The sequence below is a fragment of the Methylobacterium sp. CB376 genome, from assembly GCF_029714205.1.
In the GTDB taxonomy this organism is placed as follows: Bacteria; Pseudomonadota; Alphaproteobacteria; order Rhizobiales; family Beijerinckiaceae; genus Methylobacterium.
In genome coordinates this window covers 1,046,792-1,070,431 of record NZ_CP121648.1, presented here as the reverse complement: position 1 = coordinate 1,070,431, position 23,640 = coordinate 1,046,792, and the positions used below count along the sequence as shown (strand labels likewise).

The window sequence follows — 23,640 nt, the reverse complement described above, 5'->3', positions numbered from 1 at the left end:
TCATCGCGCCCACACCGCCAGGATGGACTTGCCCGCCCGGTGGAAGAGGAGCGGATCGATCCGCCGCGAGAGCGGCACCATCAGGCGGTCCCAGACGGCGATCTGCCCGGCCGTCGGCATCGCCTGGCGCAGGAGCGCGCGGTTGGCCAGGGAGGCGAGGAGGCCGACGCTGTCGAGGTAGCGCAGGCGCGTCAGGGCGAGCCCGTCCGGGCCGGCGGCCCGCAGGCTGGCGCGGGTGTAGCGCCGCTCGTGCCCGATCGCGGCGTCGAAGGGCGAGAACAGCGCCGGGTGGGCCGGGGCCAGCACCACCAGGCTGCCGCCCGGCGCCAGGCAGGCGGCGGCGCGCGCGAGTTCGTCCCGATCCTCGCGGATATGTTCGAGGACGTCGACGTAGAGGATCGCGTCGTAGGGGCCCGCGGCCGCCGCGGCGGCGAGCGTGCCCCGGCGGATGCGGGTGTGGGGGGCGAGCCGGCCCTCCGCCAGCTTCGCCGCGAGGGCGGCGGCGAAGCCCCGGTCGGGTTCGAGGCAGGTCCACTCGGTCACGGCCGGGTGCCGGCCGAGGATCTCGGCGGTCGCCCCGAGGCCCGCTCCCACGTCGAGCACGCGCCCGCGCAGGAAGGGGGCGATCTCGCCCGACCAGTAGGCCTTCCAGGTCGTGGCGGCGGAGAAGAGGTCGAGTTCGGTGCCGACGTAGTCGCCCTGGCTCAGGATGCTGCCTTCCACGTCGTCTCTCCGGATGGGGGAAGCGGCTGGGCGCCGCCGCGCGGGGCCGCCGGACCGAGGAAGCGCGCCGCGTCCCGGGCGGGCACCATCTCGGACAGGGAGCGGCGGTTGAGGTGCGAGGCCGCCGAGGTGATGGCCAGCAGCGCCGCCTGGAGCAGGGCCACGAGCAGCAGCCCGGCGGCGCTCGTCGCCCAGCCCGGGATCGCCAGGTCCGTGCCGAAGCGGACCGCCACGACGCCGATCAGCGCCGCGCAGATCCCGGCCGAGAAGACCCCGAGCGCGATCAGCAGGCGCACCAGGCAGACGTCCTCGAAGACCGCGATGGCGTTGAGCCCGTGGCGGATCAGCGAGGTCAGGTTCATGCTGGAGCGCCCGGCGTAGCGCACCCCCCGGTCGAGGCGGACGCGGTGCAGCGGCACGCCCGCGCGCAGCAGCGCCGCGGCGAAGTGGCTCCACAGGGCCGGGCTGTGCACGAGGCGCGTCAGCGCGCGCGGCGGGATCACGCAGTAATGGCCGAAATCGATCGTCTTGCCGGTGGCGAGGGCGAACGCCGCCTTGAAGGCCGCGTAGCCGATGGCGAAGCGCAGGCCCTCGAAGCGCCGCCCGCGCCGCACGCAGACGATCGCCTCCGGATGCGCCGCGCTCTCCCGCAGCAGGAGCGGGATGTGCTCGGGCCGGTCCTCGCCGTCGCCGTCCATCACGATCACGGCCCCGTAGGCCGCGGCCCGCTCGCTCGCGAGCGTGAGCCCAACCGCGATCGCCCGCTGGTGGCCGAGATTGGTCACCAGGATTGCCGGGCGCAGGCGGACGCGCTTCGCGGTCCGCGCCAGCGCCGCCAGCGTCTCCTCCCCGCTCTGCCAGGAGCCGTCGTCGACGACGATGATCTCCGCGTCGAGATCGGCCGCCTCGCAGACGGCGTCGATGGCCTCCGCGAGGTGCCGGAACGCCGGCCAGTCATTGTAGATCGGGACCACGACGGCGATCGGGCGACGGTCCGGCGGCGCGGCCGGGCGCAGGGCGGCGAGTTCGCGGGCGATCTCGGCGAACCGGTCCCGCGCAGCTTCCGCACCGGTCTCGGCATCGTCGCGCATCGCATCCCTCCGGCGACCCGGTCGCGGCATCCCCCAGGCGGAGGCGCGCCCGCCCGCCCGGAGGCCGCCCGGAACCCCGCGGGGCCGGTCTCGCCGCCGCTGCCCGGCGATCGGAAACCTCCCGCAGATGGCGACGGGGGCGCTCACCCAAGCGGTTTGCACGGTCGCAGCGAGCGGTTAACAACTCGTACACGACGACGGTGCAGGAGCGGGGGGCGGGGCGCTGCGGCCTCGCCCGACGGCCTCGGCGGCTTGCGTTGAATCAAGGTCCGGGCGGGCCGGCTCGCGCAGTGTCGGGTCTCACCGCGGAGAGGTCGATGCCCCTGGTCCACCCTCGTTTCCCCGTCCTCGGCGCGGTCGCGCTCGGCCTCGCCCTCGCGGCCGGCCCGGCCCGGGCCGTCGAGGATCCCCACCTCACGCGCGGGCGCAATTTCGTGCGGACCCACTGCGCCGGCTGCCACGCGGTCGGGCGCACGGGCGAGAGCCCGCTCCCCGAGGCGCCCCGCTTCCGCGACCTCCACACCCGCTACCCCGTCGCCGAACTCGCCGAATCCCTCGCCGAGGGCATCACCACGGGCCATCCGACCATGCCGGAATTCCGCCTCGACCCGGATCAGGTCGAGGACGTCATCCGCTACCTCAGCAGCCTGGAATGAGCCGGGATCGGCTTGATCGAAGCGGTTCCCGTCTCACGAGCCCGCGCGGCGCCTGAGCGGAGCCGACATCCGCATTGCCGAAATTGGAGATGGCGAAGCCATCAACCGGATGGCGGATGAGATGCCGCCGGGTCGCAGGCGGGGAGAAACGCCCGGCGACCGCCGCGGCGCGATTGACACCTTCTTGCCGGCCCACCTACGCCTCTCGCATGCGTGCCCCGCCGCCCCGCCGGCCGATCCTGCGCGCGGTCATCGCCCTGGCCGCGCTCTACGCGCTCGTCCTGCAGGCGGTGGCGGGGGGAGCGCTCGCGGCCGGGATGCCCTCCGCGGCGCACGCCCTCTGCGCGCCGGACGCGTCCGCGCCCGAGGCGCCGGGGCCGGGGAAGTCCCATCCCGTCCCGAACCACGGCGCCTGCTGCGTGGCGGCCCAGGCGCTCGACGGAGCGGCTCCGCCGCCCGCCGAGGCGAGCCCCGTGGCCTGGCCGCGCCGCCGCGCCGTCCCGATCCCGCACCGGCCCGACACCGTCGCCCAGCCCCGCGCGCCCCCGGCATCAGCGCCGGCCCCCGAGCCCCGCCCGTCCTCTGACCGATCGCCCGCCACGATCCTGTCAGACACGGATGATCCCTCATGCCCCCCCGTTCCCGGGCCGCCCGCCGCGCCGCGGTGCTGCCGCTCGTCCTGCTCGCCGGTCCCGGCCTCGCCCAGACGTCCGACACGACCATCGCCCTCTCCGAGATCACCGTCGCCGGGAGCGGGCCGCCGCCTTCCGGCTCCGTCACGGTGCCGAGCGTCGCCGCCCAGCGCGCGGCCGTGAACGCCACCGTGGGCTCGGTCGGCTTCGTGGATGCGGCGGAGTACCAGAACACCTACGCCAACACGCTGCGGGACGTGCTTCGGGACGTGCCCGGCGTCACCGTGCAGGAGCGCTACGGCCAGGAGCTGCGCCTGTCCGTGCGCGGCTCGGGCGTCGCCCGCGGCTTCCACCTGCGCGGGATCGAGCTCCTGCAGGACGGCATCCCGTTCAACCTCGCGGACGGGAGCGGCGACTTCTACCAGATCGACTTGCCGGCCCTGCGCTCGCTGGAGATCTACAAGGGCGGCGACGCGTTCGCCTTCGGCGCCACCACCCTGGGGGGCGCCGTCAACGCCGTCACGCCCACCGCCCACACCGCCCTCGCGCCCACGCTCCTGCGCGTCGAGGGCGGCAGCTTCAACACGGTCCGGGAGAGCGTCCAGGTCTCGCGGATCTCCGGCCCGGTCGACATCCTGGTCAACGGCACGGTCACGAATTCGGACGGATACCGGCAGCACGAGGCGCAGGCGACCCGCAACCTCAACGCCAATCTCGGCTACCGGCTCGCGCCAGGCGTCGAGACCCGGTTCTTCTTCGGGACCTACCTCACCGACCAGAAGCTGCCCGGCACGCTGACCCTGTCCGGCGCCCTCACCGATCCGCGGACCGCGAGCCCGACGGCGCTCAGCGGCAACCAGTCCCGCAAGGTCGAGACCGAGCGGATCGCCAACCGCACCTCCTTCGTGCTCGAGGTCGGCAAGCTCGACATCGACACCTGGGCGATCCACAAGTCGCTCTACCACCCGATCTTCCAGGTCATCGACCAGGACGGCTGGACCTACGGGATCGCGCCGCACTGGGCCGGCAGCGTCGACCTCGGCGGCCACCGCAACGACCTGCTGCTGGGCCTGCGCGCCTTCGCGGGGCGGAACGCCGCCCGGCAATTCGTGAACCTGGCCGGCCGGCGCGGGGCGCAGACGCTCGACGCCGTGCAGAGCGCCTCGAACTACGAGGCCTACGCGGAGAACCGCTTCTGGATCCTGCCCGACCTCGCCCTGATGACGGGAGCGAAGCTGTTCTCCTCGAACCGCACCTACAGCAACAAGGGCGGGCTCGCCCCGCCGAGCGCCGCCCCGGCCTTCGCCGACGAGACCTTCGAGGGCGTCAACCCGAAGCTCGGCCTGCTCTGGCAACCGCTGCCGGAGATCCAGGTCTTCGGCGACGTCACCCGCTCGCGCGACGTGCCGGACTTCTCGGACCTCGTGCAGACGAACGCGCTCGGGACCACCTTCGTGCCCCTCGCCGCGCAGCGCGCCTGGACCGTCGAGGCCGGGACGCGCGGCCGCATCGACCGCCTGTCCTGGGACGTGACCCTCTACCGGGCCGAGGTGCGGGACGAACTCATCAACTACGCGATCGCGCCCGGGCTCGGCATCCCGGCCGCGACCTTCAACGCCCCGCGCACCCGCCACCAGGGCGTCGAGGCGGCCTTCGGCCTCGACCTCGCCCGCGACCTCGCCGCGGAGGGCGACGCGCTCGTCCTGCGGCAGGTCTGGACGCACAACGACTTCCGCTTCCTGCACGACCCGGTCTTCGGCAACGGGCGCATCGCCGGCATCCCGGACGACGTGCTGCGCACGGTGCTGCGCTACACCCATCCGAGCGGGTTCTACGTCGCCCCCTCCCTCGACTGGGTGCCGCGCGGGGCCTTCGCCGACCACGCCAACACCCTGCGCGTGCCGGGCTACGCGCTGGTCAACCTGCAAGCCGGGATCGACGTCGCGAACGGCGTGTCGGTGTTCCTGGACGCCCGCAACCTGACGGACGAGCGCTTCGTCTCGGACATCTCGGTCGTCGCCGACGCGCGCAAGGTCGCGGGCGGGCCGGCGGCCCTGGCGGCCTTCTACCCGGGCAACGGCCGCGCCGTCTTCGCGGGCGTGCGGGCCGGGTTCTGACCCGGCATGCGGGCCGGGTCCGGGCCCGCGCCGTCAATGCGTCATCAGCACGGGCAGGGGGGCGTGGTCGAGGACGTGGCGCGTGACGCCCCCGAGGAAGAACTGGCGCACCCGGCTGTGGGTGTAGGCCCCCATGACGAGGAGGCTGGCGCCGCTCGCCTGCGCGGCTTCCAGGAGGGCGGCGCCGACGGAGCGGGTCGGGTCGGGGGGCGCGAGCCGCTCGGCCGCGATGCCGTGCCGGGCGAGATAGGCGGCGAGTTCGGCGGCGTCCTGCGCGTCCTCGTCCCGGCGCGGGGCGGAGAAGATCGCGACCGCGCCGGCGGCCTCGATCAGGGGCATCGCCTGGGCGATCGCACGCGCGCCCTCCAGGCTGCCGTTCCAGGCGATCAGCAGCTTGCGCAGCGGGTCGGCCGGCGCGGGGCCGGGCGGCACCACCAGGGCCGGCCGGCCCGTGGCGAAGACCGCGGCGTCGAAGGCCACCGTCGCGAAGGGGTCCTGCCAGTCGGGCCGGTCGATCACGATCAGGTCGCTCAGGCGTCCCGCCCGGGCGAGGCTGGCATCGACCGGCCCGAGCCGCACCGTGAAGGAGGCGTCGGTGACGCCCGGGCGGACGTCGTCGCCGGCGCGCACCGCCACGTCGGCCCCCGTGCACCAGGTCTCGAAGGCGGCGCGCGCGGCCCCGATCGCCTCGCGCGTCTCCTCCTCCAGGCGCTCGCGGGTCACCCCGGCGGCGATCGCCATTTCGGGGATCGCCGCCAGCACGTCCTCGGCCGGCGGGGACAGGAAGGTCAGCCCGATATGCGCCTTCAGCCGGTCGCTGAGCGCCAGGGCCAAGTCGAGGCGCGGGCGCGCATCGCAATCGGGGCCCGTCGGAACCAGAAGGCAGCGCATCGCCATGGCGGTGATCCTCTCGATGATCCGGTCTCACCGGATCATCGCGCGGATGGGGCCGCCGTGATCTGAATCAATTTGCCGGTTCATCGAAGCGTTGCTCGGCGGCGGACCGACATCCGGGGCCTGCGGCTCACCCCGACGGTCACGCGACGCGACCGTCGGGTCCGTTCTCGAATCGTCGCCGAGCCGTTCGCATCACGCCGCCTGCCGCTTGCGTCCGGGCTCCTGCACGGGGGCGACGAGCGGAAGGGTCAGCACGAAGCGGCTGCCCGCGCCGGGCGCCGCATGCAGCGTGATCCGCCCGCCGAGCTGGTGGGTGACGATGTTGAAGGCGAGGTGGAGGCCGAGCCCGGTGCCGCCGCTGTCCCGGCGCGTGGTGAAGAAGGGCTCGAAGGCCCGCCGCGCCACCTCCTCGCTCATGCCGACGCCGTCGTCGCTGAAGGTGAGGACGACGCGGTCGGACCCCAGCGGCTCGGCCGCGAGCCGGATCGTGCCCGCGCGCCCGTCCGGGAAGCCGTGCCGCACGGCGTTGAGGAACAGGTTCGTCAGCACCTGGCCGAGGGGGCCGGGGAAGGACTCCATCACGAGGCCGGGGGGCAGGTCGAGGGCGAGGGCGATGCGGGCGGTGCGCAGTTCCGGCCGCAGGCTCGCGATGATCTGCGCGCAGGTCTCGCCGAGGTCGAAGCGGCGGCGGTTGTCCTGGCTGCGGTCGACGGCGACCTGCTTGAAGGATTGCACGAGGTCGCCCGCCCGCATCAGGTTGGCGACGAGTTGCTTGCTGGCCTCCTGCACGGCCTCGATGAAGCCCGTGAGCTGCGAGCGGCGCAGGGGCCCGCCGGCGAGGTCCGCCGCGAAGGCCTCGCAGCGCTGGCTCAGGGTCGAGGCGACGGTGAGGCTGATGCCGACCGGGTTGTTGACCTCGTGCGCGACCCCGGCGACGAGGCCGCCGAGGGCGGCGAGCTTCTCGGCCTCGATCAGGCTCGCCTGGGTCTCGCGCAGCTCCGCGAGGGCGGCCTCGGCCTGCTCCTTGGCGCGGCGCAGCTCCGCCTCGGCCCGCAGCCGCGCCAGCGCGTTCTCGCGGAACACCGCGACGGCGGCCGCCATGTCGCCGATCTCGTCGCGGGCCTCGGCGCCCGGCACCTTGCGGGCGTAGTCGCCCCCGGCGATCGCCAGCATGGCGCCGCTCAGGCCCCGCAGCGGGTCGCTGATGCTGCGGGCCACCAGGGTGCCGAGCGCGGCCACCAGGGCCACGAAGGCGAGCGCCACGCCCCCGAGCTTGAGCGCCGCGCTCTCCAGGGTGCGGTCGAAGCGGGCCTGGGCCGCCTGCTCGACCGCGCGCACATGGGTGCCCATCGCCTCGATCGAGGCGGTCATGCGGTCGGCATTGCCGTCGATCTCCTCCTTGAGCAGGCGACCTTGGGCGGCGAACTCGGCGGTGAGCGCCGCGACGCCCGCCTCGACCGCCTGCGCGCGGGCGTCGAGCGCGTCGAGGGCGCGGCTCTGCACGTCGGTCGCCGCGCGGTCGCGCATCACCGGCACCGTGCCGCGGATCGCGGCGGCGGCCCGGCGCACCTCCGCGGCCGAGGCCTCCGCGGCCGAGAGCGAGAAGGCGTTCGCCGCCAGCATCATGGCGTGGAAGGATTCCCGCGACTTCGACAGGGGCGGCCCGATCGGCGCCTGACCGGCCGCGTCGGACCCCTCGATGAGCGCGTAGAGCCCCGACATCTCGCGGGCCGGCCCCGCGAGGCGGCCCTCGTAGATCTGCGAGATCCGGGCGCGCGTCTCGCGCAGGGCCGAGAACCCGGCGATGAAGCGCTCGGTGACCTCCCGCAGGGTCTCCGAGGGCCGGGCGATGAGCGGGTCGAGCCGCGCCTGCACGCGCAGCCGGCCGATCAGCGTGTCGCGCAGGTCGCCGATCCGCCACAGCATGTCGGGGTCGTCCTGGCTGATCGAGCGGTGGATCAGGCTCTGCAGCCGCTCGGTGTCGCGGTCGAGCTGGCCGAGCAGGTGCTCGGACTGGCGCACCTGCCGCAGGTCGTTCCAGGCCCGCGACAGCACGGTGGCCCCGTCCCAGATCAGCCCGATCAGCACCAGGGCGAGGGCCGAGTTGAGCCCGGCGATGCCCAGGATGCGCCAGCGGATGGGCCATGCCCGCACGACCCGTTGCAGCCGTCTGCGCTCCATCCCGCCGGTCCCGCGCCCCGCTCCGCTGCCGGTTGTCCCGGGACGCGGGCAGGTTGTCAAAGGTGGAGGCGAGCCGGGCGCCGCGGCCGCGCGCGGGAGGCGGGATCCGGGTGGACGCGTCCGGCCCGCACGCGACGGCGTCGCCCGGCCTCCCGCACGGGGCTGTCCCGAGCCGTGACGCAGAGTTATGAAGGACGTGTCGCAGTCTCACGGAGTCCCGCGCTCCGGTGATGCGCGGGATTCGGGGACAGGCAGATGAACCATCCGTTCGGTGACCGGGAGCATCGCGCCCCGGCGATCCTGGCCGGCCTCGCGGCTCTCGGCATGGCCGCGATGCTGATCGGGAGGGGGCTCTTCCACGACGCCGGGTCGAATTCCTACGGCGCCCTGGCGGATGCCCTGCTGCACGGCCGAGTCTGGGTCGAATCCTGTCCGGAGATCGACTGCGCGCGGTTCGACGGGCGCACCTACATCGTGTTTCCGCCCCTGCCGGCGCTCGTCGTCATGCCGTTCGTGGCGTGGTTCGGCTTTCCGGGCTTCAAGGGATTCGTGCTGCTGGGCCTCGCCCTCTCGACGCTGAGCCTGCTGATCTGGAGCCGGATCTTCGGGGCGCTCGCCGTCGATCGCCGCGACGCGCCCTGGCTGATCCTGGCGCTCGCCTTCGCGAGCCCGCTCTTCCAGGTGACGCTGCGGGCCGACGGCGTCTGGTTCTTCGCGCAGGTGGTCGGGTTCCTGATGACCAGCCTGAGCCTGTGGGCGGTCGTCTGCCGGGGCTCGTTCGCCCTGGCATGCCTGTTCGCGGCCCTGGCCTTCCTGTGCCGCCAGATGACGATCCTGTATCCGCTCTTCCTGCTGGCCGTCGCGCTGCCGCCGGGGGCGCCGCTCCGCGCGGGCCTGCGCGGGCTGGCCGGCCCCCTCGCGCGCGGGGCCGTCCCGCTCGCGGCCGCGCTCATCCTGGTCCTCGCCTACGATGCGGCCCGCTTCGGCAACCCGCTCGAGACCGGCTACGCCTTCATCGACAACCCGGACAGCCAGGGATTCATCTGGCGGCGCCTCAGCGAGATCGGGCTCTTCTCGCCCAAATACGCGCTGTTCAACGCGGTCTATCTCCTCCTCCAGGGCGTGCATATCGAGTTCGGGGGGCCGTACCGGACCGAGATCATCGGACTCGACAAGGCTGGCGTCGCGCTGGCGGTGTCGAGCCCGTGGATCCTGCTCGCCGCCTGCGCGAGGATCGACCGCGTCTTCGCCGCGGGGGCGGCGGTGATCGGCCTGATCGCCGGCACCACCCTGCTCTACCACTCGAACGGCGCCGAGCAGATCGCGACGCAGCGCTACACGCTCGACTGGCTGCCCATCCTGCTGGTCCTGATGCTGCGCGCCCCGCGTCCGGCCGCCTTCGCGGCCCTGCCGCTTCTGGTGACCTGGGGCGTGGTCACGAACGCGGCCGTCGCCTTCCTCGCGAGCGTCTACCGCCTGTGAGGAGCGGACGGGCCGGGATCCGCGCCCGGCCCGCGACGCCGAGGTCCCGGGCCGCCGGCCCTCACGGCGGCCCGTCCGGCAGGCCGAGCGCCGCCGCCGCGAAGGCGAGGGCGGCGGCGAGCCCGAGCAGGAGGCTGGGGCGGTCCCTGAGCGCGAACACCACGGGATCGTCGTTCAGCTGGCCCCGCCCCGCGATCAGCCAGATTCGCCCGATGAACAGCAGGAGGAGGGGCGGGAAGGCCCAGAGCGCCCGGGGCGCCGCCAGCGCGGCGGTCTGGAACGCCTCGAGCACCAGGTAGAGGATGAAGATCACGATGCTGGCGAGGCCGGCCGCGATGCCGAGCGCGAGCACGACCGGCTCGTCGGCCGGCAGGTAGCCCCGCCCGCCGACGACGCTCAGCCCGCGCTGGGCCGCGCCGCGCAGCTCGGTGTGCCGCTTGGCGAGGGCCAGCGAGGTGAACAGGAACATCGAGAAGGAGAGCAGCCAGGGCGACCAGATCACCGCCGCGGCGGTGATGCCGACCGCGAGGCGCAGGGTGAACAGGCCCCCCAGGGCGAGCGCGTCGAGGATGGGGGCGCGCTTGAGGGCCAGGGAATAGGCCAGGGTGAGGACGAGGTAGGCCAGCACGGCGGCGAACACCCCGGGACCGGCCCCGGCCGCGAGCCCGAGGCCGAGCGCGAGGCCCGCCGCGAGGGCGAACAGGCCGTGGGGGAGGGGCAGGTCCCCGCTCGCGAGGGGCCGGCGGCGCTTCGACCAATGCGCGCGGTCGTGGGGGAGGTCCCAGAGGTCGTTCAGGAGGTAGCTCGCCGACGCGACGAGGCCGAGGGCCAGGAAGGCGAGGACGGCACGGCCCCAGGCGGCCGGGTCCCCGGACTTGCCGCCGAGCACGAGGGGCAGGACGACGAGGCCGTTCTTGGCCCATTGATGGAGCCGCGCGGCCCGCGCGAGGGCGCGCGGTCGCGACGGGCCCTCGATCGCGGTGACGGGGCGGCCGAGGGCGCGGACGGCCCGCACCACGCCCGGGGCGGCCCCGACGAGCACCGCCTCCCTCGCGCGGGCGAAGACCGGCAGGTCCGCGCCGGCCGCGCCCGCATACGCGAACCCCTCCGGGAACAGGTCCGCCAGCCGCGCCGCCCTGGCCTCGCCCGGCAGCGCGAGCGCCGCGTCGGGCGCGAGCACGCGGGTGCCGGCGGGGAGGTGCTCCGCGACCCGCCGCGCCAGGGCATCGTCCTCGGTAAGGAGCCAGATGGGACACCCGCGCCGGGCCCGCGCCTCCGCGAAGGCCAGGGCCTCCTCGTTGAGCGGCCGGGCCGCCTCGGCGAGGGCCGCCGCCCGCGCGACGCGGTCTTCCAGGACGGCGCGCCCGCCTGGCCCCCGGAGCAGGAGCGTGAGAACCCCCGGGGTGTCGGATCGCAGGAGGGAGAGCGCGCCCTCCAGGAGCGCGCTGCCGCGCCGGAGCGCGTCGTCGAGGCCGATGACCAGGGGAAGCGAAGGCCGAGGCTGGGCGTGATCGGCGGAGATGCGGGAGGCAGCGTCGGCGGAGAGCGGATGGGCCATGCTTCGATCTCACGCCAATGCCGCGCGGCGCGGTGCCGATGCCGCGCTCTGACCGAGACAGGCTGATGCCATGATCCGTGCGCTTGAGGGTCGGCGCGAGGCAGCGCAGGGATCCGGCGTTGCCTCGGTCATGCTCAATGACCTTAGGGAAGGGATTTTGCAAGACGGAGCTGTCCGGGACGAGCGCCGGCCCGGGCGGGTGCGGCCGGGGCGATCCACCTCCGCGTCGCCCGCACGGTCGCGGGCGACGCGATCCGACCGGTCGGCGCCGCGCCCGCGGCGGCGCGCTTCGTGAGCCTCCCGGTCGGCGCGCCGCCGGTGGCACCCTCATCGCGCGGAGGCGGGGCGCTCGCCGTCGCGCCGGTTCAGGAGGCTGCGGCGTTCTTCTTCAGGATGGCGGGCGTGTAGGTGCCGTCATGCGTCAGGTCCTGTTCGCGCTTGTGCAGCCAGGATAGATAATCATGGATCGAATTCGTTGGAATTTCACCGTCCCACTGTGAAACTCAACCTTCTCTGCCTCGCCTGTTCGAATTATTTAATTTATGTACTCTCCTTCCAAAAGCTGCGAGCAGGATGGACCCTGCATCCGGCAGGTTCGGAAGCGGCCGACGTCGCGCGGCGGCGGCTGTCGCCCGGGTCAGGCCCGTCGCCCGCATCCCCGCCCTTCGTCCCGCGGCCCGGATTTCGCTAAGCTCCCGGGCGTATCTCCGATCCGCGCCGGATCTCCTGATTCCCATCCCCCGCCGAGGAGCCCCGCCCCGTGATCCGCCTCGAGCCGCGCAGCGGGACGCCGCCGCTCCTCGCCCTCGCCGTGCCGGTGGCCGCGGGCCTCGTCGCCCTGGCGCTCGCGGCGATCCCGATCGCCGCCGCGGGCGCGCCGCTGCCGCGCGCCTATGCGAGCCTGATCGAGGGCGCGCTCGGCTCCCGCTTCGCGCTGGCCGAGGTGCTCACCCGGGCCACCCCCCTCATCCTCACCGGGCTCTCCGCCGCGATCGCCTTCCGGGCGCGGCTCTACAACATCGGCGCCGAGGGCCAGCTCTATACCGGTGCCCTCGCGGCCGTCGCCGTGGGGGCCGGGGCCGTCGAGGGGCCGCCCGCCCTGATGATCCCCCTCGTCCTCGCGGCCGGCGCGCTCGCGGGCGCCCTGATGATGCTCGGCCCCACCCTCGCCCGGGTGGCGCTCGGCGCCGACGAGGTCGTCACCACGCTCCTCCTCAACTTCGTCGTCCTGCTCCTCGTCCAGATGATGATCGAGGGGCCGATGAAGGACCCGATGAGCCTCGGCTGGCCGCAATCCGAGCCCGTCGTCGAGGCCGCCCAATGGCCCAAGCTCGTCGCGCGCACCCGCCTCCACGCGGGGCTCCTCCTCGCCCTGGCGGCGGCCGGGGCGATCCACCTCCTCGTCACCCGCACGGTCGCGGGCTACGCGATCCGGGCGGTCGGCGCCGCGCCCGCGGCGGCGCGCTTCGTCGGGCTCCCGGTCGGCGCGACGCTCGTCGGCGTCGGCGCCCTCTCGGGAGCGCTGGCGGGACTCGCCGGGGCGGGCGAGGTCGCGGGCGTGAAGGGCTTCCTCGCCGCCGACCTCTCGCCCGGCTACGGCTACGCGGGCATCGTCGTCGCCATGCTGGCCGGGCTCTCGCCGCTCGGCACCGTGGCGGCGGCCGTCTTCGTGGCGGCGGTGTTCGTCGGCGCCGATTCCATGAGCCGGGCGGTCGGGGTGTCGAGCTACATCGCCAACCTCATCGTCGCCATGGCGCTGATCGCCGTGCTGGTGGCCGGGCTCGTGACCCGCTACCGGGTGCGGATCGGGAGGGCGTGACCCCGTGCAGAGCCTCCTCGACATCCTGCTCACCGTCACCTTCTGGGCCGCGGCCCTGCGCATCGCCACGCCGCTGATCTTCGGGGTCGCGGGCGCCGTGCTGTGCGAGCGGGCGGGCGTGCTCAACCTCGGCATCGAGGGCATCATGACGGCCGGGGCCATGACGGGCTGGCTCGCCGTGCATCTCGGCGCCGGCCTCTGGGGCGGGGTGCTGGTCGCGGCGCTCACGGGCGCGCTCCTCGGGCTCCTCCTCGCCGGGCTCACGGTCGGGCTCTCCCTCTCCCAGCACGTGAGCGGGCTCGCCGTGACCCTGCTCGCCACCAGCGCCGCCTCGTTCGGCTACCGGCTCGCCCTGCCCGGCGCCGCCACGCCGCCGCGCATCGTGCCCTTCGCGCCCCTCGACCTGCCGCTCCTGTCCGACCTGCCGCTCGTCGGCCCGATCCTGTTCCGGCAGACCGCCCTGACCCTGCTGGCGCTCGCGCTCGTGGCGGCGCTGGCGTGGTTCCTCGCCCGCACGCCCCTCGGCCTCGCCGTGCGGGCGGTCGGCGAGAACCCGGCCGCCGTCGAGGCGCAGGGCATCCCCGTGCGGGCCGTGCGGACCGGCGCGGTGGTGGCGGGCTCGGCCCTGATGGCGGTGGGCGGCGCCTTCCTGACGCTGTCGGCCTTCAACGCCTTCTTCTTCGAGATGGTGGCCGGGCGCGGCTGGATCTGCATCGCGCTCACCGTCTTCGCGGGCTGGCGGCCCGGCAAGGCGCTGCTCGGGGCCGTGCTGTTCGGCGCCTTCGACGCCTTCCAGGTCCGGCTGCAGCAGGTCGCGGGCGGGATCGTGCCCGGGCAGGTCTTCCTGATGCTGCCCTACCTCCTGTCGATCGCGGCGCTCCTGGTCGGGGCCCGCCACGCCCGGGCGCCCCGGGCCCTGATGATCCCCTATCGCCGCGGAGAGCGCTGACCCCATGGACATCGACCTCATCCTGCGCCGCGCGACCCTGCCGGACGGGCGCCGGGACCACGACATCGCGGTCGCGGGCGGGCGGATCGTCGGGATCGCGCCGGGCATCCCGGGCCCGGCCGGCGAGGAGATCGACGCGGCCGGCCAGCTCGTGACGCCGCCCTTCGTCGATTGCCACTTCCACATGGACGCGACGCTCTCCCTCGGGCACCCGCGCCTCAACCTGTCCGGCACGCTCCTCGAAGGCATCGCCCTCTGGGGCGAGCTGAAGCCGCTCCTCACCGAGGAGGCGGTGATCGCGCGGGCGCTGCGCTACTGCGACCTCGCGGTGGCGCAGGGGCTGCTCGCGGTGCGCTCCCACGTCGACGTCTGCGACGACCGGCTGCTCGCGGTCGACGCCCTGCTCGCCGTCAAGAAGCAGGTCGCGCCGTACCTCGACCTCCAGCTCGTCGCCTTCCCGCAGGACGGCTATCTGCGCGCGCCCGGCGCGGCGCGCAACCTGGAGCGCGCCCTCGACCGCGGCGTCGAGGTGGTGGGCGGCATCCCGCATTTCGAGCGCACCGCGGAGGAGGGGGCCGAATCCCTGCGCCGCCTGTGCCGGATCGCGGCGGAGCGGGGGCTGCGCGTCGACATCCACTGCGACGAGACTGACGATCCCCTGTCGCGCCACGTCGAGACGCTCGCCGCCGAGACGGTGCGGCACGGGCTGCAGGGGCGGGTGGCGGGCTCGCACCTCACCTCCATGCACTCGATGGACAATTACTACGTCTCGAAGCTGCTGCCCCTGATGGCGGAGGCGCAGCTGCGGGTGGTGGCGAACCCGCTCATCAACATCGTGCTCCAGGGCCGGCACGACAGCTACCCGAAGCGCCGCGGCCTCACCCGCGTGCCCGAGGCGCTGGCGGCGGGGCTCACCGTCGCCTTCGGCCAGGATTGCTGCATGGACCCCTGGTACAGCCTCGGCGCGGCCGACATGCTCGACGTCGCCCATATGGGCCTGCACGTGGCGCAGATGACCGGGCGCGAAGCGATGCGGGCCTGCTTCGCGGCCGTGACGACCCAGGCCGCCGCCGTGATGGGGCTTGAGGATTATGGGCTGCATGTCGGCGCCCACGCGGATCTGGTGCTGCTGCAGGCCCGCGACCCGATCGAGGCGATCCGGCTGCGCGCGACGCGGCTCGCGGTGATCCGCCGCGGCCGGGTGGTGGCCCGCACCCCCGCCCGGGCGGCCGCCCTCGCCCTGCCGGGACGGCCCGAGCGGGTCGATCCGGCGGCCTACGCGCCGGAGGCGGCCGGGGCGTAGGACGGGAGCGGGCGCGCCGGCCGACCCGGATCACTCCTGCGCGTCCTCGCCGGCCGGCACCTCGGCCTCCTCGCGCCGGGCGGCCCGGGTCGCCCGCGCCCGCTCGGCCTCCCGCAGGCGCCGCCGCCGCATCTCCAGCCCCTCCCGGGTCGGCGGCCACCAGCCGCGGCGCACGTCGTCCGGGCGCGCGGCGGAGAGAACCTCCGCGAGTTCGCGGAAATCCGGCATCCGCCACCAGCCCCACACGAAGGCCCGGCCCTTCGGCAGGGGCGCCACCGCGTGCGGCAGGTCCTCGCGCGCGATCGGCTCCGCGTCGAGGGCCTCGAACACCACCACGCCGTAGGCCGCCGTCTCGACCGGGACCCCGAGGGGCGGCAGGTCGTCCATCGGCACCGGGTGACGCTGGCGCCGCCGCTCGCGCTCGGCCGCGGGATCGCGGGCCGCCTCCCGGCGGGCGCGCTTCGCCTCGGGCTCGTTGCGGGCGGCCGCCTCCTCGATCACCGGCCAGACCGCCTTGAGCGCCTCGTAGGCCCGCCACGGCACCCGCCACGCCCGCACCGCCGGGTCCCAATGGGCGGCGGAGATGCCCCGCAGGGTCTCCACCACGGTGCGCGAATAGGGGGTGCGCACGATCAGCCCCTCGGGGCTCGGGTCGAGGTAGCGGCTCACCAGCGGCTCGAAGGCGTAGGCGTCGCGGCCCTTCGCGTCGCCGTGGGCGTCGCGCGCCGACATCTCCCGCCCGATCCAGGCATCGACCCGCCGCTCGGCCGTGGTGCCCGGGACGAACCAGCGCCGCGTCGCGCGGCGGAACTTCGCGGTCGGGAAGGTCTCGCGGAAGCGCGCGATCAGGTCGCGGTCGAACGGCATCGCCACCAGCACCCCGGGGCGCTTGCCCGTCCCCGGCGCGACCGAGAAGCCGGCGCCGCGCTCGACCGCCCCCTCGACCGCCTCCGGCTCCATGGCCTCAGGCCGGGTCCGGCCGGCCGCGGCCCCAATGGGCGTCGACCCGCGGCCCGAAGCCCGGATCCGCGAAGGCGTCCTCGCCCGGACCCTGGCTCGGCGCCCCCGCCAGCGCGTCCACGTCGAGGTCGATCACGTAGCCGCCGAGCCGGACATCGTAGGTCAGCGCCCGCCACGGCACCGGATGGTAGCTCTCGCCGAGGCCGAGGAAGCCGCCGAAGGACAGGACCGCGTAGGCGACCTGCCCCGACACTTTATCGACCATGAAGTTGTAGATCGTACCCAGGCTCTCGCCCTGGCGATTGTAGACCGCGGTGCCCTCGACCTTGTTCGAGGCGATCAGCCGGCGGGTCTCGTCGAGGGCGACGCCCTCGGCGGTCGGGTCGAGCTCCATCGAGCCCGGCGCGCGCAGGCTTCGTTCGGTCGGCAGGTCGGTCGGCATCTCTCGTCTCCCCGTCTCACCCCTGGGGAACCGGACCCCCGCCGGACGGTTCCGGGCGCTTCCGCGCCTGCGGGCGCTCTGGCGCCCGCGGCCCCTCAGCGCTCCCGGGCTTCCTCCGCCTGAGTCGCGGCGGCGCTGCGCACGTCGCGACTCGCCAGGGTCATCTCGACGGCGAAGACCCCGAGCGCGCACAGGGTGAACACGATCGCGGCGCCGAACAAGGCGAAGAGCACGCTCGCCACGCCCGTGTCGCGCAGCGCCCCCACGAACAGCGTCAGCACCGCCCCGCAGGTCGCCACCCCCGCGAGCGCCGCCAGCACCACCGCCGCGTCCAGGGCGAGGCTGCGCCGCCGCAACTCCGCGAGCCGCGCCACCTCGTTCGTGCGGCCCGACAGCCTCTCGACCTGGTCGGCGATCCGCGCGTGGCGCGTCGACAGGACGCTGAGCAGCGTCGCGAGCCCGCTAAGCAGGAAGACCGGCGTCAGCGCCACCTGGATGATGTGCGCGGTCGAATCGAGGGCCGAGAGGTCGGCGGGAACGGGCATGCGGGGCTCCGGTCGGCGGGCCCGCCTTCCGCCCGGCGCGGGCCCGGGTCAAGCCCCGCCGCGGGCGGTGCCCTCCCGGGCATCGCCCGGCAGGGCATCGCCCGGCGGCGCGCGCAGGCCCCGCGCCAGCGGCACGGCGGCGAGCGCCATCAGCGCCATGGCCCAGAAGGCTGCCGGCCCGAACCGGCCGTAGAGCGGCCCGGCCGCCAGCGTCGTCAGCGTGGTGGCGAGCCCGAGGCCGAGCGTGCCGTAGAGGGTCTGGGCGGTGGCCGCCAGCGCCGGCGGCACGCTCGCCAGCAGCACCCGCATGCAGGCGAGGTGCAGGAGCGCGAAGGTCAGCCCATGCAGGGCCTGGATCAGCGCCAGGGCCGGCAGCGCCGCCGTCGCGCCCTCCACGGCCCAGCGCCCCGCCGCGGCGAGGCCCGCCAGCATCAGCGCCCGGGCCGGGCCGAGCCGGTCGAGGAGCGGCGGCCCGGCGAGCGTGAAGACCAGCACCTCCGCGGCGACCGATTCCGCCCAGAGCAGGCTCGCCGCGCCGGGACCGATCCCGGCCGCCTGCCAGCGGATCACCGCGAAGGCGTCGTGCATGGCATGGCTGCCGACCACCAGGGCGGCGACCAGGACGATGCGGCGAAACGGCGCCGAGCGCAGGAGGAGGCCCGGCGAGGCCGAATCCACAATCCCCGCGGCCCGCGCCGCCCCGGCCGGGAGCCGCAGGGCGGCGAGCGCCAGGAGCCCGAAGAACGCCGCCCCGCAGGCGAGCAGGGCCGGCCGGCCCGACCACGCCGTCACCGCCCCCGCGAGCAGCGTGCCGGCGATGAAGGCCGCCGAGCCCGCACCCCGCACGAGCCCGTAGGAGAAGCGGCCGGCCGCGGCGGCCGGGAGCGCCAGGGCGTCCGCCAGCGGCGCGAGCGGCGCCGTCGCGGCCGCGTGCGCGACCCCGACCACCAGGAGGGCCGCGAAGCCGTGCCCGGCGAGGAAGGCGAGCGCCGTGACGGCGGAGAGGAGGGCGCAGGCCGCCAGCACGCCGCGGGCGGCGTCGCGCCGGTCCGCGAGGCGCCCCGCCAGCGGGCCTGCCGCGAGCCGGACCCCCTGGCCGGCCGCGAGCGCGAGCCCGATCTGGTCCGCGCCGAGCCCGCGCTCGGCCAGGAAGGCCGGCAGGTAGGGCGACGTGACGCCGTAGCCCGCATAGAGCGCCGCCGCGACGACGAGGAAGCGGCTCAGCATCGCGGCGCCTCGCGGCGCGGCGCCCGCGCCGGCCGACCAGAGATCAGGACCGAGGGGCGCCGCCCCTCGGCTCCCCGCCGCAGGGCGCACCCTCCGGCCACCCGGATCTCAGAGGAAGCCCCGCGAATGCGGGCCCTCCCCGGGGATCTCGGAGGACACCGCGGCCCGCAGGCCAAGGATGAGGGCGCTGGCGGCGCCGAAGGCGAGGGAGATGGCGGCGAAGAACATGCGGAGAGTTCTGCGGCCGCGTGCTTAACGGGGGATTGCCGAACAGGGTGAATGGGAGGAAAACCCCGGCATCCACACGGCGGCGAGACGCGCGCGCCACAGGAACTTAGTGCCCAAGATCGGCCATCATCGGAGGACAGCGACGCGATGGAGTACCGCACCCTCGGACGATCCGGCCTCAAGGTCTCCCCCCTCTGCCTCGGCACCATGATGTTCGGCGGCCAGACCAGTGAGGCCCAGGCCGCCCGCATCATCGCGGATGCCCGCGACCGGGGGATCAACTTCATCGACACGGCCGACGTCTACAATGACGGCGTCTCCGAGGAGGTGGTGGGCCGCGCCATCGCCCGCGACCGCGGCGCCGTCGTGCTCGCCACCAAGGTCGGGAACCCGATGGGGGCCGGCCCCAACGACCGCGGCCTCTCCCGCGCCCACGTCATCCGCGCCTGCGAGGACAGCCTCCGGCGCCTCGGCACCGACTGGATCGACCTCTACTACCTCCACCGCGAGGACCACGACACGCCGCTGGCCGAGACCGTGCGGGCCGTGGGCGACCTGATCCGCACCGGCAAGGTCCGGTACTTCGCGGTCTCGAACCACCGGTCCTGGCGCGTCGCCGAGATCTGCCGCCTCTGCGACGACTACGGCATCGATCGACCGGCGGCGAGCCAGCCCTACTACAATGCCCTCAACCGCATGCCCGAGGTCGAGCACCTGCCGGCCTGCGCGTATTTCGGGCTCGGCGTGGTGCCCTACTCGCCGCTCGCCCGCGGCGTGCTCACCGCGAAGTACGATCCCGGCGCCTCGCCGCCCGAGGGCAGCCGTGCCGGCCGCGGCGACGCCCGCATGATGCAGACCGAGTGGCGCCCCGAGAGCCTCGCCATCGCCCGCGAGATCGCCGCCCACGCGGCCGCCCGCGGCGCCTCGCCGATCGACTTCGCCCTCGGCTGGGTGCTGAACAATCGGGCGGTCACCGCGGTCATCGCCGGCCCGCGCACCTTCGCGCAGTGGGAGGCCTACGCGGCCTCGCTCGCCTACCGCTTCGGGGCGGAGGACGAAGCCCTGGTCGACCGGCTCGTGCCGGCCGGCCATCCCTCGACCCCCGGCTACACCGATCCGGCCTATCCCCTGGAGGGCCGCAAGACCTGGACGGATGCCCGATCAATCGGGGCTTGAGCTTTCGTTTACGCCTTCGGGTGTGGATGATCCCGTTCCGGCCGCGAATTTCCGCTTGGAACGGGGCCGGCAAGGCTTAGTTGTTGACGCTAAGCGCCCGGCAGGGCCGTATATCCCGCGACGTGGGCCCCAGGGGACACCGGAGGAGAGCGATGGCGACCAAGACGACCAAGAAAGAGGCTCCGAAGGCCGAGGCGGCCGAGGCCGAGAAGCCCGCCGGCAAGGAATCCGCCGCCAAGGGCAAGAAGGTGGCGGCGCCCAAGGGCGGCGACAAGCCGAACGCCCTGCAGAAGCCCCTCCAGCCCTCGCCGGAACTCGGCGCGATCGTCGGCACCAAGCCGATCCCGCGCGGCGAGGTGGTCAGCAAGGTGTGGGACTACATCCGCACCCATTCCCTGCAGAATCCCGAGAACAAGCGCGAGATCCTCGCCGACGACAAGCTGAAGAAGGTCTTCGGCAAGGACAAGGCGACGATGTTCGAGATGAACAAGTATCTCGCCCAGCACCTGAAGTAAGGGCGGAGGCCCGCGCGGGGTTCCGCCGGAGGCCCGTCGGCGTCCGGCGCCGGCCGGTCTCGGACCGGAGCCTCGCGGTCCCCGTCGCGCCGAGGCGCATCGGCGCCGCTCTTCGACCCCGCCCTCCGCGACGGTCCCGGCATGGCTGGGGCCCCCTCGCCGGGCGATGATGGGCCGGGGCTCTAGAGATCGCGCCGGGCCGCGTGCGGGCCCGAACCCTGTCCTGAGCCGTCGTGGTCGGGGTTGCGGCGACGCACGCGAGGATGGGGCCGGTGCCGGAAACGCCGTGAGGGCATCGGCCGCCCCGTTCGGGGCCATCCCGCCATCGGACCGGCTCGAACCACCGGGCAGCTGCCCGCGGCCCCGTCCCGCGCCTGCCGATGCAGGCGCCCGGCCGGGCGGGGCGCTCGCCCTCCCATCGATCCTCAAAAATGGAAAGGGCCCCGACACCGCCGGGGCCCTCCGTCGCGATCCGCCGTCGGGATCAGAAGTCGCGCTGAACGCGCATGCGAACCTGGAACGTGTCGCCGTCCTTGACGGTCGCCGTGGTGCTGCCGGGCCGGTTCGGGTCGAGGACGCGACCGTTCTTGACGCCGACCTGGGTGTAGAGACCCTCGACGCCGATATCGAGATCCTTCACCGGCGACCAGATCAGGCTCGCGCCGGCGACGATCTGGGACGCGTCGCGCAGCAGGGCGCTGGTCGCCGCGTCGGCGACGGTGAGGCCGCCGATCCCGGCCGCCGCGGTGCGGGCCCGGGCGGTCTTGTTGAACTCGATCTCGCCGTAGCTGCCGAAGATGGCCGACCGCCACTCGGGCGTCCAGTAATGGAGGAACGAGCCCACCACCGTGAAGCTCTTCGAGAGCGACAGCCGGCCGGTCACCGGGTCGAGGATCGCGTCCGCGTAGGAGGTGTTGAACAGGCCACCAATCGGGTTGCCGGTCAGCGAGTAGGTGCCGTTGTAGTTGGAGATGCCGGTATAGATCGTCGCGCCTTCACCGTACGAGCCCTGCAGGTAGAGACCGTCACCCGCGGCGATGAAGGGCAGGTTGATCTTCACGCCGCCCTGGACCGCCCAGCCGTACTCGCTCGGCACGTGGGGGATCGTGAGGAGATTCGAGGTGAAGTTGCCGGTGTTGATCTCGTGGACCGCCGCCGAGAGCTGCGCCGAGCCCCAGGCCGCGTCGTAGCGCAGGGCGCCGACGAAGTCGGGCATGCGCGAGCGCTGCACCACGTCGACGGGGTTCACGCCCACGCTGGCGGTCGGCGCACCGAAGATCGGGTTCTTGCGGAAGTTCGGGTCTTCCATCGAGATCGTGGCCGAGAAGCCCTCGCCGAACGTCGCCGTATAGGCGAGGACGTTGGTCGAGGACATGTCCGACCCGAGCGTGCCGGCGATGATCTCGTAATCGTGGGCGTAGAAGTCGTAGAACGAGGCCGCGCGGCCGGCGGTGAGGCCGGCAAACTGGATGAAGGCCTTGTCGGCGTTCACGTATTGCTGGACGCGCCCGGCCGTGTCGACGCCGGTGGCGGAGAAGGCGTTGGCGGCGCGCTCCTGGGTACCGGACTTCAAGAAGCCGCCGGTGCGGCTGGCCAGTTCGAAGCGGACGAAGGCGCGCAGGGTGCCGTAGCCGGTCTGCGTGCGGGCGTCGATGTTCAGGCGGCCGAGGGCGCGATAGCCCATGTTGTCGCCGCGGATCAGCGGCTGGACGTAGGTCGCCTCGAAGCGGGCGCGGCCGCCGACGCGCAGGCAGGTATCGGTGCCCGGGATGTAGAAGAAGCCGGCGCCGTAGGCCGAGCAGATCCGCACGTACTCGACCGGAGCCGCCTTCTTGGTCGGCAGATCGGCCGCCTGAGCCCCGCCGGCGACGGCCAGACCGGCCGCCGAACCGAGGAGCACGCCCTTGACCGCGCGGAGCGACCGCGCGGACACCGACATCATTCCGGATTGCATCGTCACTTTACCATCTCCTTTACCCAGGGAAGGAGTCGCACGGCGCGCCTTTTCTTTCCCCGATTCCGCTGGGTAAGGGAATATCTGAGCGGGCTGTGAATGTACAGGGAGCCGCCGGCAGTGAGTTGCCGTAAGGGAAAGGATGTGTCCGTTCTGCAATATGCCTTTCGATATAGGCCAAATGGCCGAGAGGAGCGGCCGAACGATTCAAAAAAGCGAGTAAATTTTCAATCCCACGCTTGGATTGTCTTCGGCGAAGGCCGCGAAATCTCCTCCGCGGCCCTCGCCGGATGCGCGCGCCGGGGTCACACGATGGCGCGCACCACCCCGCCATCGACCCGCAGGGCCGCCCCGCTGGTGGCGCTGGCGGCGGGGGTGCACAGATAGGCGACGAGGTTCGCCACCTCCTCCGGCGTGGCGAGCCGCCCGAGCAGGGAGGTCGGCCGGTGCTCCCGGACGAAGGCGCGGCCCATCGCGTCGAGGTCCGGGTCGGCGATGCCGGCCGCCATCTCCTTCATGAAGGTGGCGACGCCCTCCGACAGGGTCGGGCCCGGCAGGACCGCGTTCACCGTGACGCCGCTGCCCGCGACGGTCTCGGCGAGGCCGCGGGAGACCGCGAGCTGGGCGGTCTTGGTCATCCCGTAATGGACCATCTCCACCGGGATCTGCAGGGCCGATTCGCTGGAGATGAACACGACCCGGCCGAAGCCCCGCGCCGTCATGCCGGGCACGTAGAGCCGCGACAGGCGCACGCCGCTCAGCACGTTCACCTCGAAGAAGCGCCTCCAATCCTCGTCCGGGATCTCGAAGAAGGGTTTGGGCTCGAAGATCCCCGCATTGTTCACGAGGATGTCCGCGTCCGGGACGGCGGCGTGCACGGCCCGCGCGCCCGCTTCGTCCGCGACGTCCCCGGGCGCGGCCAGGAAGCGCCCCTTCGGCGCGGCCCGCGCGAGCGCCGCGACCGCCGCCTCGGCCCGCCCGGCCGTGCGCCCGTTCACCGCCACGGTGGCGCCGAGCTCCCCGAGCGCCCTGGCGATGGCGAAGCCGATTCCCGCGGTCGAGCCCGTCACGAGGGCGCGCCGCCCGGTGAGATCGATGTCCATGCTGGCCTCCGTCGCAGCCGTCCCGCCCGGGAGATGTGATCCCGATCCCGGACGTCCAGGGCTTGGCGGTCCGCGCGGAGGA

General features: G+C 73.9%; 19 protein-coding genes. 8 read left to right on the top strand and 11 right to left on the bottom strand.

The genetic code is table 11. From position 1 onward, the window contains the following. On the bottom strand, positions 1-723 hold the full coding sequence (locus QA634_RS04705; RefSeq protein ID WP_012330910.1) for a class I SAM-dependent methyltransferase: 723 nt from the start codon (positions 721-723) through the stop codon (positions 1-3). Further along, entirely contained in the window at positions 705-1,814 is a 1,110-nt protein-coding gene (locus QA634_RS04700; RefSeq protein ID WP_012330909.1) for a glycosyltransferase family 2 protein, read from the bottom strand. The genes QA634_RS04705 and QA634_RS04700 overlap by 19 nt, the downstream gene beginning before the upstream one ends. Before the next feature lie 317 nt (positions 1,815-2,131). Here QA634_RS04700 and QA634_RS04695 point away from each other — a divergent pair, with 317 nt between their 5' ends. Continuing rightward, complete coding sequence (locus tag QA634_RS04695; RefSeq protein WP_012330908.1) at positions 2,132-2,470, top strand: c-type cytochrome; 339 nt, start codon at positions 2,132-2,134, stop codon at positions 2,468-2,470. 628 nt (positions 2,471-3,098) lie between these two features. Further along, positions 3,099-5,219 (top strand): TonB-dependent receptor family protein, encoded by a 2,121-nt coding sequence (locus QA634_RS04690; RefSeq protein ID WP_012330906.1) that lies wholly within the window; start codon positions 3,099-3,101, stop codon positions 5,217-5,219. Positions 5,220-5,252: 33 nt separating this feature from the next. On the opposite strand, the gene QA634_RS04685 is transcribed toward QA634_RS04690, so the two are convergent. Then, positions 5,253-6,116, bottom strand: coding sequence for a universal stress protein (locus QA634_RS04685; protein ID WP_012330905.1), 864 nt, complete (start codon positions 6,114-6,116; stop codon positions 5,253-5,255). 192 nt (positions 6,117-6,308) lie between these two features. After that, positions 6,309-8,297 carry a sensor histidine kinase gene (locus QA634_RS04680; protein ID WP_012330904.1) on the bottom strand — a complete coding sequence of 663 codons (1,989 nt, stop codon included), beginning with the start codon at positions 8,295-8,297 and terminating at the stop codon, positions 6,309-6,311. 255 nt (positions 8,298-8,552) lie between these two features. Between QA634_RS04680 and QA634_RS04675 the strand changes: the two genes are divergently transcribed. After that, a complete protein-coding gene (locus QA634_RS04675) occupies positions 8,553-9,779 on the top strand; it encodes a hypothetical protein (protein WP_012330903.1) in 1,227 nt (408 codons plus the stop codon). Between the two features lie 61 nt (positions 9,780-9,840). Here QA634_RS04675 and QA634_RS04670 read toward each other — a convergent pair whose 3' ends face one another. Then, on the bottom strand, positions 9,841-11,337 hold the full coding sequence (locus tag QA634_RS04670) for a UbiA family prenyltransferase (RefSeq protein WP_012330902.1): 1,497 nt from the start codon (positions 11,335-11,337) through the stop codon (positions 9,841-9,843). A gap of 760 nt (positions 11,338-12,097) precedes the next feature. Here QA634_RS04670 and QA634_RS04665 point away from each other — a divergent pair. Genes QA634_RS04665 through QA634_RS04655 form a run of 3 tightly spaced genes read left to right on the top strand, consistent with a single transcriptional unit; the run spans position 12,098 to position 15,408 of the window. After that, positions 12,098-13,156, top strand: coding sequence for an ABC transporter permease (locus tag QA634_RS04665; protein WP_012330901.1), 1,059 nt, complete (start codon positions 12,098-12,100; stop codon positions 13,154-13,156). A gap of 4 nt (positions 13,157-13,160) precedes the next feature. Further along, positions 13,161-14,105 carry an ABC transporter permease gene (locus QA634_RS04660; protein WP_012330900.1) on the top strand — a complete coding sequence of 315 codons (945 nt, stop codon included), beginning with the start codon at positions 13,161-13,163 and terminating at the stop codon, positions 14,103-14,105. Between the two features lie 4 nt (positions 14,106-14,109). Further along, a complete protein-coding gene (locus QA634_RS04655) occupies positions 14,110-15,408 on the top strand; it encodes an amidohydrolase family protein (protein WP_012330899.1) in 1,299 nt (432 codons plus the stop codon). 30 nt (positions 15,409-15,438) lie between these two features. Here the strand turns inward: QA634_RS04655 and QA634_RS04650 are convergent, their stop codons facing one another. The 4 genes from QA634_RS04650 to QA634_RS04635 form a co-directional block, all read right to left on the bottom strand. After that, on the bottom strand, positions 15,439-16,368 hold the full coding sequence (locus QA634_RS04650) for a hypothetical protein (RefSeq protein ID WP_012330898.1): 930 nt from the start codon (positions 16,366-16,368) through the stop codon (positions 15,439-15,441). 4 nt (positions 16,369-16,372) lie between these two features. Then, the gene (locus QA634_RS04645) at positions 16,373-16,810 is read right to left on the bottom strand and encodes a PRC-barrel domain-containing protein (protein WP_012330897.1); all 438 of its coding nucleotides are present in this window, start codon (positions 16,808-16,810) and stop codon (positions 16,373-16,375) included. A 95-nt stretch (positions 16,811-16,905) separates the two neighbouring features. Further along, entirely contained in the window at positions 16,906-17,355 is a 450-nt protein-coding gene (locus QA634_RS04640; RefSeq protein ID WP_012330896.1) for a DUF2721 domain-containing protein, read from the bottom strand. A gap of 48 nt (positions 17,356-17,403) precedes the next feature. Then, positions 17,404-18,582 carry an MFS transporter gene (locus tag QA634_RS04635; RefSeq protein WP_012330895.1) on the bottom strand — a complete coding sequence of 393 codons (1,179 nt, stop codon included), beginning with the start codon at positions 18,580-18,582 and terminating at the stop codon, positions 17,404-17,406. Between the two features lie 375 nt (positions 18,583-18,957). Between QA634_RS04635 and QA634_RS04630 the strand changes: the two genes are divergently transcribed. Next, positions 18,958-19,986: an aldo/keto reductase gene (locus QA634_RS04630; protein ID WP_012330893.1), complete on the top strand. Its 1,029-nt coding sequence runs from the start codon at positions 18,958-18,960 to the stop codon at positions 19,984-19,986. A 152-nt stretch (positions 19,987-20,138) separates the two neighbouring features. Continuing rightward, positions 20,139-20,501 (top strand): SWIB/MDM2 domain-containing protein, encoded by a 363-nt coding sequence (locus QA634_RS04625; RefSeq protein WP_012330892.1) that lies wholly within the window; start codon positions 20,139-20,141, stop codon positions 20,499-20,501. A gap of 484 nt (positions 20,502-20,985) precedes the next feature. Here the strand turns inward: QA634_RS04625 and QA634_RS04620 are convergent, their stop codons facing one another. Beyond that, positions 20,986-22,443, bottom strand: a complete 1,458-nt coding sequence (locus QA634_RS04620; RefSeq protein ID WP_043700821.1) for a porin — start codon at positions 22,441-22,443, stop codon at positions 20,986-20,988. Between the two features lie 317 nt (positions 22,444-22,760). Continuing rightward, on the bottom strand, positions 22,761-23,558 hold the full coding sequence (locus tag QA634_RS04615; protein ID WP_012330890.1) for an SDR family NAD(P)-dependent oxidoreductase: 798 nt from the start codon (positions 23,556-23,558) through the stop codon (positions 22,761-22,763). Positions 23,559-23,640 lie beyond the last annotated feature (82 nt).